The organism is Candidatus Competibacteraceae bacterium, from assembly GCA_016699715.1.
Lineage (GTDB): Bacteria > Pseudomonadota > Gammaproteobacteria > Competibacterales > Competibacteraceae > Competibacter.
The window spans coordinates 2905801-2920000 of the sequence record CP065007.1 but is presented as its reverse complement, the minus strand read 5'-3'; the positions used below and the strand labels follow the sequence as shown (position 1 = coordinate 2920000).

The 14200-nt window shown below is 60.6% G+C and carries 15 protein-coding genes and 2 rRNA genes (1 of these 17 cut by a window edge); 13 read left to right on the top strand and 4 right to left on the bottom strand.

What is annotated here, in order from left to right; genetic code table 11:
- The 4 genes from IPM89_13155 to rpmG form a co-directional block, all read left to right on the top strand.
- Positions 1-765: ribosomal RNA gene (locus IPM89_13155) — 23S ribosomal RNA — on the top strand; it begins 2122 nt to the left of the window's first position.
- Positions 766-826: 61 nt separating this feature from the next.
- A 5S ribosomal RNA gene (gene rrf / locus IPM89_13150) occupies positions 827-942 on the top strand.
- A gap of 185 nt (positions 943-1127) precedes the next feature.
- On the top strand, positions 1128-1364 hold the full coding sequence (rpmB, locus tag IPM89_13145; GenBank protein QQS53786.1) for a 50S ribosomal protein L28: 237 nt from the start codon (positions 1128-1130) through the stop codon (positions 1362-1364).
- A gap of 19 nt (positions 1365-1383) precedes the next feature.
- Complete coding sequence (gene rpmG, locus IPM89_13140; protein QQS53785.1) at positions 1384-1539, top strand: 50S ribosomal protein L33; 156 nt, start codon at positions 1384-1386, stop codon at positions 1537-1539.
- Positions 1540-1606: 67 nt separating this feature from the next.
- On the opposite strand, the gene IPM89_13135 is transcribed toward rpmG, so the two are convergent.
- On the bottom strand, positions 1607-2782 hold the full coding sequence (locus tag IPM89_13135; GenBank protein QQS55922.1) for a fatty acid desaturase: 1176 nt from the start codon (positions 2780-2782) through the stop codon (positions 1607-1609).
- Positions 2783-2938: 156 nt separating this feature from the next.
- Complete coding sequence (locus tag IPM89_13130; protein ID QQS53784.1) at positions 2939-3421, bottom strand: phosphate-starvation-inducible PsiE family protein; 483 nt, start codon at positions 3419-3421, stop codon at positions 2939-2941.
- 92 nt (positions 3422-3513) lie between these two features.
- On the opposite strand from IPM89_13130, the gene IPM89_13125 reads away from it, so the two are divergent.
- The 5 genes from IPM89_13125 to mutM are packed head-to-tail and all read left to right on the top strand — an operon-like array spanning position 3514 to position 7946.
- Positions 3514-4449, top strand: coding sequence for an ATP-binding cassette domain-containing protein (locus tag IPM89_13125; protein QQS53783.1), 936 nt, complete (start codon positions 3514-3516; stop codon positions 4447-4449).
- Entirely contained in the window at positions 4446-5198 is a 753-nt protein-coding gene (locus IPM89_13120) for an ABC transporter permease subunit (protein ID QQS53782.1), read from the top strand. Before IPM89_13125 ends, IPM89_13120 begins: the two co-directional genes overlap by 4 nt.
- 2 nt (positions 5199-5200) lie before the next feature.
- Entirely contained in the window at positions 5201-6586 is a 1386-nt protein-coding gene (locus IPM89_13115; protein ID QQS53781.1) for a GldG family protein, read from the top strand.
- Between the two features lie 2 nt (positions 6587-6588).
- Positions 6589-7131, top strand: coding sequence for a hypothetical protein (locus IPM89_13110; GenBank protein ID QQS53780.1), 543 nt, complete (start codon positions 6589-6591; stop codon positions 7129-7131).
- Positions 7131-7946 (top strand): bifunctional DNA-formamidopyrimidine glycosylase/DNA-(apurinic or apyrimidinic site) lyase, encoded by an 816-nt coding sequence (gene mutM / locus IPM89_13105; protein QQS53779.1) that lies wholly within the window; start codon positions 7131-7133, stop codon positions 7944-7946. The genes IPM89_13110 and mutM overlap by 1 nt, the downstream gene beginning before the upstream one ends.
- On the opposite strand, the gene IPM89_13100 is transcribed toward mutM, so the two are convergent.
- Together IPM89_13100 and IPM89_13095 are read right to left on the bottom strand one after the other, a co-directional pair.
- On the bottom strand, positions 7943-9175 hold the full coding sequence (locus tag IPM89_13100) for a hypothetical protein (protein ID QQS53778.1): 1233 nt from the start codon (positions 9173-9175) through the stop codon (positions 7943-7945). The two genes, mutM and IPM89_13100, sit on opposite strands and share 4 nt — an antisense overlap.
- A gap of 257 nt (positions 9176-9432) precedes the next feature.
- Entirely contained in the window at positions 9433-11067 is a 1635-nt protein-coding gene (locus IPM89_13095) for a GAF domain-containing protein (GenBank protein ID QQS53777.1), read from the bottom strand.
- A 302-nt stretch (positions 11068-11369) separates the two neighbouring features.
- Here IPM89_13095 and IPM89_13090 point away from each other — a divergent pair, with 302 nt between their 5' ends.
- From IPM89_13090 to IPM89_13075, 4 genes are all read left to right on the top strand, one after another.
- Entirely contained in the window at positions 11370-12116 is a 747-nt protein-coding gene (locus IPM89_13090; protein ID QQS53776.1) for a VacJ family lipoprotein, read from the top strand.
- Entirely contained in the window at positions 12113-12343 is a 231-nt protein-coding gene (locus IPM89_13085) for a hypothetical protein (protein QQS53775.1), read from the top strand. Before IPM89_13090 ends, IPM89_13085 begins: the two co-directional genes overlap by 4 nt.
- On the top strand, positions 12340-13221 hold the full coding sequence (locus IPM89_13080; GenBank protein QQS53774.1) for a lysophospholipid acyltransferase family protein: 882 nt from the start codon (positions 12340-12342) through the stop codon (positions 13219-13221). Before IPM89_13085 ends, IPM89_13080 begins: the two co-directional genes overlap by 4 nt.
- 73 nt (positions 13222-13294) lie before the next feature.
- The gene (locus IPM89_13075; GenBank protein QQS53773.1) at positions 13295-14179 is read left to right on the top strand and encodes a hypothetical protein; all 885 of its coding nucleotides are present in this window, start codon (positions 13295-13297) and stop codon (positions 14177-14179) included.
- The last annotated feature ends 21 nt before the right edge of the window (positions 14180-14200 follow it).

Here is a 14200-nt window from a genome sequence, read left to right as displayed (position 1 = left end):
GGAACGCCAGTTTCGGTGGAGCCAACCTTGAAATACCACCCTGGAATGCTCGAGATTCTAACCGTGGCCCGTGATCCGGGTCCGGGACCGTGCATGGTGGGTAGTTTGACTGGGGCGGTCTCCTCCCAAAGAGTAACGGAGGAGTGCGATGGTGCCCTCAGCGCGGTCGGAAATCGCGCGTGGCGTGCAAAGGCGAAAGGGCGCTTGACTGCGAGACGGACAGGTCGAGCAGGTGCGAAAGCAGGTCTTAGTGATCCGGTGGTTCTGTATGGAAAGGCCATCGCTCAACGGATAAAAGGTACTCCGGGGATAACAGGCTGATACCGCCCAAGAGTCCATATCGACGGCGGTGTTTGGCACCTCGATGTCGGCTCATCACATCCTGGGGCTGTAGTCGGTCCCAAGGGTATGGCTGTTCGCCATTTAAAGTGGTACGCGAGCTGGGTTTAGAACGTCGTGAGACAGTTCGGTCCCTATCTGCCGCGGGCGTTGGAGATTTGCGGGGCGCTGTTCCTAGTACGAGAGGACCGGAATGGACAGACCTCTGGTGCACCGGTTGTCACGCCAGTGGCATGGCCGGGTAGCTACGTCCGGACGGGATAACCGCTGAAAGCATCTAAGCGGGAAGCCTCCCCCAAGATTAGATCTCCCGAGTCCTTGAGACTCCTAAAGGTCCGTTGAAGACCACGACGTGGATAGGCGGGCGGTGGACGCGCGGCAACGCGTGCAGCCTACCCGTACTAATTGACCGTGCGGCTTGACCCTGCAACACCCAAAGTATGTGGAACCCCCCACCTTCGCAGGCATCGTGCCTTCCCCCTTTTCGCCTGGCGACCTTAGCGCGTGGGAACCACTCGACCCCATCCCGAACTCGATCGTGAAACCGCGCCGCGCCTATGATCGTGTGAGATCTACTCACGCTAAAGTCGGTCATCGCCAGGCAATCTATTTGCTGCATCCCCCTGGTTTCAGGGGGATGCTTTTGGGTTTTTTAGTCTTCGGATATTGATTGCTTTTCTGATCCATCGGTGTGGCGGTCATTTGTCCCTTTAACCTGTGGTTCATTAAGACTTAAAAGCCAATAAGCTTTCGAAAGCCCGGTTTTGCCGGTTGTGGAGATAGGCTCAATGTCAAGAGTTTGCCAAGTGACGGGGAAAGGCCCCGCTACCGGAAATAATGTATCGCACGCTAATAACAAGACCCGTCGTCGCTTTCTACCGAACTTGCATATTCATCGCTTTTGGGTTGAAAGTGAGCGGCGTTTTGTGCGTCTACGGGTATCTTCGCATGGTATGCGGATCATCGATAAAAAAGGTATTGACGCCGTTTTGGCCGGGTTACGTGCCCACGGTGAGAAAGTTTAATTGAAAGGAGTAGCTACTCATGCGTGATAAGATCAAGCTGGTGTCCACCGCTGGTACGGGTCATTTCTATACAACGACTAAGAACAAGCGCACAATGCCTGAAAAGCTGGAAATGAAAAAATACGATCCGGTGGTCCGTAAGCATGTTCCCTACAAGGAAGCGAAGATCAAATAGTTATTTGATAACTTGTTGAGCTGTCACAGAAAGCCCGCCTTCAAGGCGGGCTTTCTGTGACCTTCAGTCAGATTGAGCGCACTGAGTAGCCACGCAATGATTGCGCGAATTCCTGTAGGGCTTGAATACCACTGGCCTCGGCCTGTGTACACCAATCTTGCAGCGATGCCAGCAGTTTTTCATGGCTGACAGTTGTGCGATTCCACAGACTTTGCAAGCTCATCCGAAATTCATAGACGGTGCATAGAGCTTGACTCATGTCGAGCACACTGCGTAGTCGGGCGCGATCACGGTCGTCCAGTCGCGCCTCTTCCCGCAGCAATAATCCCTTGGTCCGCCTGAGTATGCGGCGCCGGGAATCATCGGCTTTTCGTAACTCCTCCCGCAGCACTGGTACCACTACATTACGGCCGAAATCGGCCATCACATACAATCGACCAAGCACAACGGCTCGTAGTGTATCCAGATCAATAGCCTGTTTATCCGGTAGTTGTTGTGGTACTGGCGCGATTTTCTTGACGTGTGCCAATCGCAGGATTGTCAAAATCCGGATGTACAACCAGCCAATGTCAAATTCCCACCAGTGGTTCGACAGCTTGGCCGAACTAGGGAAGGCGTGATGGTTGTTATGCAGTTCTTCCCCGCCGATTATCAATCCGATCGGTAGAAGGTTGGCGGAGGCATCGCGAGGTTCATAATTTCGATAACCCCAATAGTGCCCTAAGCCATTGACGACTCCGGCGGCCCAGAATGGAATCCATAGCAATTGTATAGCCCAAACGGTGAGTCCCGAGACACCAAATAAGGCCAGATCAACAAACAGCATCAGCGTAATACCCAGTTGGTCATAGCGAGCATAGAGATGGGTTTCCAGCCAATCATCGGGTGTGCCATGACCGTAGCGCTTCATGGTCTCCGAGTTAAGTGCTTCAGAGCGATACAATTCCGCACCTTCCCAAAGCACCTTGCGGATACCCAAAACCTGCGGGCTATGAGGATCGTCCGGTGTTTCGCACTTGGCGTGATGCTTGCGATGTATGGCGACCCACTGTTTGGTGGCCATGCCGGTCGTTAGCCATAGCCAGAATCGGAAGAAATGACTGATGACCGGGTGCAAATCCAGTGCACGATGTGCTTGGGCGCGGTGCAGGAAAATCGTGACGGCGGCTATCGTGACATGCGTCATCAACAGCGTTGCCAACACCAGTTCCCAGAAAGAGAGATCCAGAAAACCATGAACGATGAAATTCAACTCTACACCTTTTGTAAGCGTGGTTAGAAAAAGCGGCCGGTACGGCCGGAAAGCCGTTCGTCATCAAGCCAACAGCTCTAGGTATTTTGATTTATAAAGATATTTCCGTACAATACTGCTACCATGATGCTGGGCTGATTGCCGTGCTTATTGGAGTTTCTTGGCCACCAGCCAGTAGCCAATACTTAGAGAAAAAATGACCGCCGCCGTTGCCCAGATGTATTCGGGCTCCACGGTTTTGTAGTCCATCACGATCACCTTTCGGGCGATCGCCATCAGCGCCGTGGCGAGCACCAGTTTGACATGCAACACGTCGTCGCGCAGGTACAGCACGATGTTCAGAAAAATTTCGATGGCGATCAGAGCCGCCATGAAGGCGCCGAACGAAGCTAAAATATCATTGACGCTCAGCAACCCCACAATCGGCGCCGCCGCACGCTGATAAATCACCCAAGCCACATCGGCGACGCTCCAGATGATCACCAGGGTCATCAGTATCGCCAGTATCCGCACGCAAAACCGGATAATGACGAGCAGCCAGTGGATCAGAGGTTCCTCGCTCTGGTCGATATGCAGACCATCGGAGAGGTCGTGATCGGGTGGCGGGATGTGGTTGGGAGGTTTTTCCATGGGGTGCTCGGCAACGGATCGGCACGGCTGTTCGGGTCAACTTCGTAATGTATGATACCGCCCCGCGCGGGTCAGCGCTTGTTGAAAATGGCATGAAAGGCGAGATACTGGCGCGGGTGGAGCGATTGACCCGCAGCTACGGCGATATGCGGGTGGTCGATGAAATCACTTTCACTCTCCACAGGGGCCAGGTTCTTGGATTTCTTGGCCTCAACGGGGCGGGCAAATCGACTACGATGCGGATGCTGGCGGGTGTGTTGGCGCCGGACGCCGGGCGGATCGTCATCAACGGCGCCGATTTGCTGGATCAACCGCGTCAGGCCAAGCAATCGATCGGCTATCTGCCCGAGCAACCTCCGCTTTATCGCGAACTGACGGTGGACGAACAGTTGTGCTACAGCGCCCGCCTGCACGGGCTCGATCGCGTGGCCTGCCGCCAAGCCCTGCTTCAGATCAAGGAGCGCTGCGGGCTGGCGGATGTCGGCCGACGCCTGATCGGCAATTTGTCCAAGGGATATCGGCAGCGGGTCGGTCTGGCCCAGGCCATCCTGCACGACCCCCCGGTGCTGGTGCTGGACGAGCCGACCGTCGGCCTGGACCCTTTCCAACTGCGCGAGATTCGCGAGTTGATCCGCACGCTGGGGCGGGATCGCGGGGTGATTCTGTCCACCCATCTGTTACCCGAGGTGCAGGCGACCTGCACCCATGTGCAGATCATCCGGGCCGGACGGCTGGTGTACGCCGGCGCGCTGGCCGATTTGGAACAGCAACGGCGCTCCACCCACCTGCGGGTCGGGCTGAACGCAGCGCCGCCGACCGCGAGCCTGGCGCGACTGCCGGGAGTCGTCCGGGTCGAGGAACTCGGTATCGGCCGGTTTAGACTCCATCATGCCCCCGGCGCCGCGCCCCACCAGGCCGTGCTCGAACGGGCTTGCGCCGATGGCTGGGATCTGTGGGAAATGACCCCGGAACACACCGGCCTGGAACAAATCTTTGTCGATCTGACGCTGGGGGAGGCGCCGGTATGATCCTCACCATCGCGGCCCGCGAGCTGCGCGGCCTATTCCTGTCGCCGCTGGCCTGGACGCTGCTGGCGGTGGTGCAAGGGTTGCTGGCGTGGATCTTCCTGATCCTGGTGGATGATTTCCGAAATTTGCAGGGCCGACTGGCCCTGTTGGACAACGCACCCGGCGTGACCGATCTGGTCGCCGCGCCGCTGTTTCGGGTCGCCGCCTGGGTGCTGCTTTTACTAACACCACTACTCACCATGCGGCTGTTGAGCGAAGAGCGTCGCGCCGGCACACTCGACCTGCTGCTCTCGGCGCCGGTAGGATCGACGGCCATCGTGCTCGGCAAGTATTTAGGCGTGGTCGTCTTCCTGTCGGGCATGATCGTGCTGGTCGCGTTGATGCCGTTGGCGCTGACGGTTGGCGCGCCGCTGGATTTCGGCAAGCTGCTGGCCGGTGTGCTCGGTTTGATTCTGCTCGCTGGCAGTTTTACCGCCGCTGGCCTGTATCTGTCGGCGCTCACCATCCAACCGGTGCTGGCGGCGATGGCGACCTTCGGGCTGCTGCTGCTGTTGTGGGTGGTCGATGTGGCCGGGACCGGCCAAAAAACGGCGGACAGCCTGTTCGCGTACCTGTCGCTGCCGCGCCACTACGACGCATTGTTGCTGGGATTGTTTAACAGCGTCGATGTCGCCTATTACCTGTTGTTCATCGCGGCTTTCCTGGGTCTGACGATCCGCCGGCTGGACGATGCGCGCCTGCGGGGTTGATCATGCGGCTCGATCTCTCTACCCGGCGGCGACTGCGAATCCAGAACGGACTGTTCCTCCTGTTGTTCGGTCTGGTGATCGGCCTGCTGGCCTGGCTAAGCGTCCGTTACCCGGTTCAGGCCGACTGGACCGCCGGTGGCCGCAACACGCTGTCCGAGGCCAGTCGGATGCTGTTGGACCGACTGGACGGACCGGTCAGCATCACCGCCTATGCCCGCGACAATTCCTCCCTGCGCGACGGCATCGTCCGGCTGGTGGGCCGTTACCAGCGCTATAAACCCGACCTGACGCTGGCTTTCGTTAACCCCGATCTGTTGCCGGATCGAGTGCGGGAACTCGGAATTACCGCCGACGGCGAGTTGTATCTGGAATATCGCGCTCATGGGGAAAGGCTCCAGCAACTCAGTGAACAGGCGCTGACCCAATCCTTGCATCGTCTCGGTCGCCAGCAAGCGCGGGTCGTGCTGTTTCTAGCCGGCCACGGCGAGCGCAACCCACGGGGCGTAGCCAACCACGACCTGGGCGCATTTGGCCGGGAGCTGGAAAAGCTCGGCATTCAGCCGGAAGCGCTCGATTTGACGACAGGAACCCAGATCCCCGACACGGCCGCCGCGCTGGTGATCGCCGGGCCACAAACACCGTTGCCGACAGCGGAGATTCAGGCCATTGTGGAATACGTCAATCGGGGCGGCAACCTGTTGTGGTTGCTGGAGCCGAAGGACCCGTCCGGCCTGCAAGCGTTGGCAACCCTGTTGGGGATCACCGTATTGCCCGGCGTCGTGGTGGACGCGGATACGCCCTTGCTGGGCATCAAGAATCCTGCCTTCATTCCCATCGCCGATTATGGTCCGCATCCCATCACCGAACCCTTGCGTTCGCCCGCCCTGCTGCCGCAAGCCGTCGCTTTGGAGCCGCAAACCGCCGCTGGTTGGAAAGCTGATTTGCTGCTGGAAAGCCAGTTGCGGACCTGGACGGAAACAGGTTCGCTGGACGAACGGATGCAGTTCGATCCCGATACCGCCGAGCGTCCCGGTCCCCTGACCATTGGCGTGGCGCTGGTTCGGCCCCGACCCGGCTCACCCGCCGCCGGAGCCGTTGATGCGCAAGCTACCGCATCCCGGCAGCGCATTGTCGTCATCGGCGATGGCGATTTTCTCTCGAATACCTATCTGGGCAACGGCGGCAATCTGCAACTGGGACTGAATATCATGAACTGGCTGACCTTGGACGACACGCTGATCGTGTTGCGCCCCAAGGCCGCCCCCGATATCCATCTGGATTTGTCGGATGGCGCGCTGGCGCTGATCGCCGCCTTTTTCTTGCTGGTATTGCCGGCGACGCTGTTGGCCAGCGGCTGGCTGATCTGGTTCCGGCGGCGGCGGCGTTGACCGTGAGTGCGCTCACGCGGCGGCGCTGGCTCAATTTGGGACTGCTGGGGCTGGTCGGTGGCTTGGCGGCGCTGGCGTGGTTGGAATCCAGGCAGGAACGGCTGGCGGGCGTTCCCACTCTGTTGGAGTTGACTCCGGCGCAAACCGAACGGATCGCGGTCGAGCGTCCGGGTCAAGCCAATCTGGCCTTTAAACGCAGCAGTGGTCGTTGGTGGATGACCGCGCCGGAAAGCGGCCTGGCCAACCCGGTCTTGCTCAATCCGATCGTGAATCTTGCCGGAACCCACTGCTCGCTACGGTATCCCGTCGCCGAACTGAACCTGAAATCCTTGCAACTCGATCCGCCCCGGTTGCGGTTATGGCTGAACGATCGGGAAATTCGCTTTGGCGCGACGGCTCCGACCGACGGCCGGCGTTACCTGCAAATCGGTGCAACCGTCTCGCTCTGTCCCGACGGTTTGTACCCGTTGCTGACCAGCGCGGCGGCGAGCTTCCGGGCACCGCCTATCGAATCTTCGGCACTAGGCCGAGCACGGGACGAATAATGCCCGAACTGCCGGAAGTCGAAACCGTCCGTCGCGGCATCGCGCCGCGCGTGACCGGTCAGCAGGTCGGTCGGGTGGTGGTCCGGGAGCGCCGGTTGCGCTGGCCGGTGCCGGAGGAACTGGAAGCGTTGTTGCCAGGGCAAATCATCCAGCGGGTCGAGCGACGCGCCAAATATTTGCTGTTACGGACCGATGGTGGAACCGCGATTTTCCACCTTGGCATGACCGGCCGCTTGCGTGTCCTGCCCGTCGCCACACCGCTGGAGAAGCACGATCATGTCGATCTGGTTCTGGTCGGCGGGGAATGTCTGCGTTTTAACGACAGCCGTCGCTTTGGTTCGTTGCTGTGGACCGTGGAGCCACCGGCGCAACATCCCCTGCTGCGGACGCTTGGCCCCGAACCGTTTGACGCCGCATTCTCCGGTACCTATCTGCACCAACGGGCACGGGAGCGGACGCTGGCGATCAAGACCTTCATCATGGACCACCATGTGGTGGTGGGGGTTGGCAATATCTACGCCAACGAATCGCTGCATGCGGCCGGAATCGATCCGCGGCGCTCGGCCGGGCGAGTCACGCTGGCCGAATACCAGCGGTTGGTGGTCGCCGTTCGGGCGATCCTGGACGAGGCGATCCGGCAGGGCGGCACCACGTTGCGGGATTTCGTCGGTGGAGAAGGCGAGCCGGGCTACTTTCAACAAAGCCTGCGCGTCTATAACCGCTTCCTGGCGCCCTGCACCGTTTGCGGCGAATCCATCCAGCGCTGTCGGCTCGGGCAGCGGGCGACCTATTACTGTCCGCGCTGTCAGCGCTAACGGGTGTCCGCCGGCGCGGGTTCGCCGCTGGCCGGCGCGGGTACGGGCGGCTGTGCGGCTGGGACCGGTTCGGGTTGCTTGATGCTCGGAGTGTAAACCACCGCGACGGCGATACTGTCTTCTCCCGCGAATTGTTTGACCACCGCTTCTGGCGGTAAGCGACCCTCGCGCAGCGCCTGAAGACCGGCGGCGTCCTTGATCCTGGACATCGCCAGCTCACGGATTTGCGCGAAACGGCGCACGCTGGGTTCGCTGGCATCGTAACCGCTGGCGGCGCCACGGATTTCGGCTTGGCTGATTTCGTCCAGGCCGGCGATCCATGCCGCGTCATCCCCGGTCGCCAACCCCATCAGCGCCTCGGTCGCGCGGGCCGTGGCGATTTTCGCTGCGTCGGCGCGCAGTTTTTCCTGAGCGGCCGGCTCCGGGTGCGTGCCGATCAGATTGACGGCATAGCCGACCAACGCCAGTTCGCCCGTTGCGTTGACGACGATCAATCGGTTGCCGGCCGGTGGAATCAGGCGACCCTCGATTTCGGCCAGCAGTTGCCGCAAGCCTTCCTTGAGCGTGACGGTTTCGATGGCGGCGGCGGCGGGACGGGTCAGTCGGAGGGCGGTCTTGGGCGTGGCGACCAGATTGACATGGATTGCGCGGTCGGCCGCATCCTCCTCACTCGAATAGGTGACGAAGCCGCGCGTCAGAATCTTGAGGGCTTGTTGCCGCCGCTCCTGCTCATTGGTGGCAAGGTTGATCAGCGCCAGCCGTATGGCGTCATCGGTTTTCAGATACTCCGCGATGCGTTTCCGGGCTTCCGGCGCCAGGTCTCGCAGACAGCCGGCCAGCCGCGCGCGGGCATCCAGGAACGCACTGAGCCGCGCTTCCTGCCGGGTCCGGCGGGTCGCGACCGGATTTTCGGCCGCCGGATAGCGAGCCTTCCCTGTCGCCACCCAACCGAAACCTCTCTTGAAACGGATCATCCGACAGCCGGCGGCGCGTTGTCCGATCGCGGCGGCGATGGCACCTTGCGCCGTTCTGGCTCGCAGCGCCGGTTCCCCTGTCATGTCGTCCTTGATGGTTCGCGCCCGTTCCGATCTACGCGGCTTGGCGCGCGCGGGCGCGGGCGTGCCTTGCAATGGTACGGCGAATTCTTCCGAGGCCGAGTTGGCCGCTGGCGCGGGTGGTAGCCACAGCAGGGTGCCTAACAAAAAACAAAGGCAAGATAGAGCACGCATGATATTCCTCCCCAGCGATCGTGCGTCGGGCCGCCGGTTATTCTTTGGCCGGTCGCCCCAACCACAAACGATTTTTCGTGGTGTGTCGCAACGGCTCAATTGCTGGTTCCAACCCATCGTGTGCCGTTTCTGGCCTTCCGGCCAGTGATGTTGCGCGGTTCGGTCGGCTGGCGACGGGCGATCTCCAGATTCTTGAGCGTCGGCAGTTGTGGGGTTCCTAGTGAGAGGCTTTGCCAGATCGTCGACCCTGACGGTGGTTAGTGGGTCTGTTCCGGGATCTGGCTGGGATCCACCACATCGATCTGTTCCGGTTGCAGGTATTGCCGGGCGTAGTTCAGCCAGACGCCTTCGCGAACGAAGACCTCGAACAAGTCGGAGTCGATCTGACGGTCCCGCACCATTTGGCCAAGGATGTGCAGCACCTCGCTGAGCGGTTTACCGGATTTGTAGGGCCGGTCGCGCGCGGTCAGCGCCTCAAACACATCGGCCAGACAGATGATGCGGGCCTGGATGGACAAATCCTGCTCACCCAAGCCTCGGTGATAACCGCCACCGTCGAGTTTTTCATGATGGCTACCGGCGTATTCAGGGACGTTATGCAGCGATTTCGGCCAGGGCAGAGCGTTCAACATGCGTAGGGTCAGGGCCACATGCTCTTCGATGATGGCACGCTCCGCGGGGTTCAAGGTCCCCTTGGCGATACAGAGATTGTCGATTTCCTCCCCGGACAGGAAATCGCGTTCCTGTCCATCCGGTCCGACCCAACGGCGGGCGGCGATTTGCCTGACCCGCGCCTGATCCTCGGGCCGCATGAACTCGCTGCCGGAGTTGCAGCGGCGCAGGTGTTCCCGGTCTGCCTCCAACTCGGCCAGCCGAGTGCTGAACTGCTGTTCCAACCGCGGAATCGCCGCGAGGTCGCCACGCTCCACGGCGGCCAGCTTGGCTTTCAGCAGTTCGATTTCCATATCGCGCTTGAGGACCTCGCCGCGAGTATCCACCAACTCGATGCGGTCGAACAGGGTTTGCAGTTTGGTCGCTTTGTCCACGACATGCACCGGCGTGGTGATCTTGCCGCAGTCGTGCAACAGTCCCGCAATCTTCAGTTCGTACAGCTCTTCGGCCGTGGGGCGGAACGCCTTGAGTCGTCCTCGTTCGCAGCGGCGGGCCGCCTCGGCGATCATCATGGTCAGGATCGGCACCCGCTGACAGTGAGCGCCGGTGTAGGGAGATTTGTGGTCGATGGCGGTATTGATCAGTTCGATCAGTGACTCGAATAGCTGCTGGAGCTGGCGGATCAGTTGGTGGTTGGTCAGGGCGATGGCGGCCTGCGAGGCCAGCGATTCAGCCATCTGGCGGTCGGCCGGCGAAAATGTCCGTACCTGCCCGGTTTCCGGGTCGAGCGCGTTAATTAGTTGAAAGACCCCGATGATTTCTTCTTCGTGGTCCTTCATCGGCACCGTCAGGAAGGAGCGTGAGCGGTAGCCGGTACGCTGGTCGAAACGGTGAGTCCCGGAAAAATCGAAGTGCTGGTCCGCGTAGGCATCGTCGACCATGACCGTCGTGTCGTGCAGCACGGCATAGGTGACCACCATGCCGGTGTTGGGCTGACCCGCCGGATCGTACAGGGGAATGGGATCGAACGGGATGGCCGCGCCGGTGGTGCCGCCCAGATAGATCTGGAGCGAATCGTTGCGCAGTACTTCGAAACGGAGTCGCTGCTCGTCCTTGTCCAGCAGATACAGCGTGCCGGCATCGGCGTTCAGCAAACGCTTGGCCGCGATCAGAATCGTTTCCAGCAATTTTGGCGTATCCCGCTCCCTGGACAGCGCGATGCCGATCCGGTTGAGCTGTTCGAGGCACTGCCATAAATCCCTGGAATAGGACGGATACATGGGCGATCCTTTTTCTTCCCGAGTCGGGTCAGGATAAAATGGGATTTTCCGTATTATAGCGGTGCACCGTGAGGAGGCACGGGGATTCGATGACACGCGATCGGTCGCGCCATCGGCGGGATTGGGGATTTCATGGGCGCATTCATGAGCGAATCATGCCTGGAGCGACCCCGATCGTGAGTCTGTCGGGTTTCCCGCCGCCGCACGAGGAGAAGACTTGAGCGCACGCCATGCGCAAGGTCCGAGCTTGGAGTAAAATCGTTTTTAGGCAATTTCGCCCCAGCCTTGGCGTTTCCAGGCTCATGAATATCTTACCCCGTCGTTTTCTGATCGCCGCTGGCACCGCCCTGCTGCTGGTGGGCTGCGCATCGACTAGCGAGCTGTCGCGCGACGAACAGGATTCCCTCGAAAGCTACAATCGTGCCATGTTCGCCTTCAACGACGCAGTGGACAAAGCGGTGTTCAAACCGGTCGCCAAGACCTATCGGAGAGTGCTGCCCGAACCGATCACCATCAGCATCGGCAACTTCTTCAGCAACCTCAACGATGTGGTGGTGCTGCTCAACGATGTGCTGCAATTCAAGTTGCGCTTGGCGGCGATGGACAGTAGCCGGATCGTGTTCAACACGACCTTCGGCGTGGCCGGCCTGTTCGATGTCGCCAGTCGCATGGAACTGCCCAAGCACAATGAGGATTTCGGCCAGACGCTGGGCTATTGGGGTTTCGGTAATGGCCCCTATTTAGTACTGCCGTTCTTGGGGCCGAGCACGGTGCGCGACGCCATCGGGCTGGTCGGCAATTTCTTCACCAATCCGATCACTTGGGCGACGGATTCCGAGGCGGTGGCCTGGGGCCTGTGGGGTTTGGATCTGATCAATCGGCGGTCTGATCTATTGCGGATCGAGCGGGTTCTGGCCGAAGACCAGATCGATCCCTATTCGTTTCAGCGCAGCGCCTATCTGCAGTATCGACACAACCTGGTATACGACGGCAGTCCACCCGCGCCGGATTTCGATTTTGACCCCGACCCGGATAACCCCCTGCAATGAACGCACCTTGGACCAGCCTGACCGTGTTCGATGCTCTGGCGCCGGCCGAGATCGCCCGTGGCCGGTTGCTGGTCGAAGATATTCCCTGCGTGCTGGTGGATCGGTCGCTGCTGCGACTTGGCATCGTCGCCGACGGGATCGAACTCCAGGTTCCGGAACCGGAGCTGGAGCGCGCGCGCAGTGTGTTGGCGTGGGACTATTCCGGGGAACTTGAGCTGGAGTCATGATCCGGCGGGCGGCAATCATCGGGCTGCTGCGCCTGACTAGCCTGTTGCCGTTGCCTCTGACACACCTCATCGGCGTGTGGGTCGGCAGCTTATTGCGGTGGATTCCCAACGATCTGCGGCGGATCGCCAGCCGCAATCTGGCCCTGGTATTTCCCGAAATGGCGGATGTAGACCGCGATCGCCTGCTCCGCGATAACCTGATGGAAACCGGCAAGCTGCTGCTGGAATTGGGACCGCTCTGGCTGTGGCCCGGCGCGCGGGTGCTGGCGCTGGTGCGGGGTTCGGTAACCGGCGAGGAAGCGCTGGCCGCCGCCGCGCGGCAACAGCGAGGGGCGATTCTGCTCACGCCGCATCTGGGCGCCTGGGAAATGGCCGGCTTGTACTACTCCAGCCGTCATCCGCTAACTATCCTCTATCGTCCCAGCCGCTTGGGACTTGATGATCTCAGCGTTCGGGGGCGCGGCCGGGTCGGCGGCAAGGTGGTCGCCACCGACACCCGTGGGGTACGCACCCTGTTAACCTCGCTGCGCAATGGCGAAATTCTCGGCATTCTCCCCGATCAGGACCCCGGTGATGAGGGCGGTGTATTCGCGTCGTTCTTCGGCATCGCCGCCAGCACCATGACCCTGGTCTCGCGGCTGGCATTGAAAACCGGTGTTCCGGTGTTCCTGACCTGGGCCGAGCGCTTGCCGCGCGGCGAGGGTTATGCGCTGCATCTGCGGGCGTTGCCGGAGGTGAGCGTCGCCGCGTCGCTGGAAGAATCGGCGGCGGCCCTGAACCGGGGCGTGGAAGCGGCGGTTCGTTCGCTCCCCGCGCAATATCTGTGGGCCTACAAGCGCTTCAAGACACGGCCGCCGGGTGAATCTAAACTGTATTGAGTATCCAGCGACGGTCGCCGGTGACCGTGACCGTCATCGGCAACCTCGGGCTTTATCTCAAGGAGAACTCAGCATGAACTTGAAATCCGGACTGTTGCACGCCCTCCTCCTCGCCGCCGGCCTGTACGCGGGCTTGGCCCAAGCCGCCGACCCACCGATCGTCGTGAGCACCGGCAAGAGTGGCGGCGGCTACAACACCATCGGCGAGCGCCTGAAAACCGTAATGGCCGAACAGGATCAGCCCGTTCAGGTGCTAACCAGCGCCGGCTCGCTGGAAAATCTCGGCCGACTCGACGATCCCAATAGTCCGGTCAGCGTGGGGCTGACCCAGGCTGACGCCTTGAAGTACTACCTCAAGGATCATCCCGAATTCGCCGACAAGTTCATCAGTCTGGGCGAGATCGGCAAGGAATGCGTATTCATCGTCACCGGCAAGGACAGTGATATCCGCGACGACGGCGACTTGCAGAAAGCCGGCAAAAAACTGATCGCGGTGCAGTCGCCCAACAGCGGCGTGGCGGTGACCTGGGAATACATGACCCTTTTGGAACCGAAATTCAAGAACACGGCGCCGGCCTACATGGACGGGGCCGAGGCGCTGTTGCAGATCAAGAGCGGCGGCAAGGCCAGCCCGATTCAGGCGGCGATGGTGGTGCAGCGGCCGATGGCCAAATCCACCGAGATGCAGGTGGTGTTGGAAAACCCCAAGGATTTCCGGCTGGTGCCGGTCAAGGATTGGGATTTGAATGACAAACTGCCCGACGGTAGCGCCGTATATACCTTCGAGGATGTGACCGTGGCCGAAAAGAAGTGGGGTTTCGATACCATGGTGGACACGATTTGCACCCGGGGGCTGATGCTGGCCAACAAGAGCAAGTTGACCGCCGATCAGCGCACCCGGCTGTCCAAGGTGATGCTGCTGGCCGCCAGCCGGGTGCTGGGCGACGGTGCCAAGTAAATCCTCCCGGGATGGAAGGGT

What these genes read in the sequence shown, in the direction of transcription:
- IPM89_13100 (QQS53778.1), bottom strand. Translation starts at nt 9,175, where the DNA reads ATGCGTGCTCTATCTTGCCTTTGTTTTTTGTTAGGCACCCTGCTGTGG.
- IPM89_13120 (QQS53782.1), top strand. Translation starts at nt 4,446, where the DNA reads ATGATCCTCACCATCGCGGCCCGCGAGCTGCGCGGCCTATTCCTGTCG.
- IPM89_13130 (QQS53784.1), bottom strand. Translation starts at nt 3,421, where the DNA reads ATGGAAAAACCTCCCAACCACATCCCGCCACCCGATCACGACCTCTCC.
- IPM89_13095 (QQS53777.1), bottom strand. Translation starts at nt 11,067, where the DNA reads ATGTATCCGTCCTATTCCAGGGATTTATGGCAGTGCCTCGAACAGCTC.
- IPM89_13075 (QQS53773.1), top strand. Translation starts at nt 13,295, where the DNA reads ATGAACTTGAAATCCGGACTGTTGCACGCCCTCCTCCTCGCCGCCGGC.
- IPM89_13115 (QQS53781.1), top strand. Translation starts at nt 5,201, where the DNA reads ATGCGGCTCGATCTCTCTACCCGGCGGCGACTGCGAATCCAGAACGGA.
- IPM89_13090 (QQS53776.1), top strand. Translation starts at nt 11,370, where the DNA reads ATGAATATCTTACCCCGTCGTTTTCTGATCGCCGCTGGCACCGCCCTG.
- rpmB (QQS53786.1), top strand. Translation starts at nt 1,128, where the DNA reads ATGTCAAGAGTTTGCCAAGTGACGGGGAAAGGCCCCGCTACCGGAAAT.
- IPM89_13080 (QQS53774.1), top strand. Translation starts at nt 12,340, where the DNA reads ATGATCCGGCGGGCGGCAATCATCGGGCTGCTGCGCCTGACTAGCCTG.
- IPM89_13085 (QQS53775.1), top strand. Translation starts at nt 12,113, where the DNA reads ATGAACGCACCTTGGACCAGCCTGACCGTGTTCGATGCTCTGGCGCCG.
- mutM (QQS53779.1), top strand. Translation starts at nt 7,131, where the DNA reads ATGCCCGAACTGCCGGAAGTCGAAACCGTCCGTCGCGGCATCGCGCCG.
- IPM89_13125 (QQS53783.1), top strand. Translation starts at nt 3,514, where the DNA reads ATGAAAGGCGAGATACTGGCGCGGGTGGAGCGATTGACCCGCAGCTAC.
- rpmG (QQS53785.1), top strand. Translation starts at nt 1,384, where the DNA reads ATGCGTGATAAGATCAAGCTGGTGTCCACCGCTGGTACGGGTCATTTC.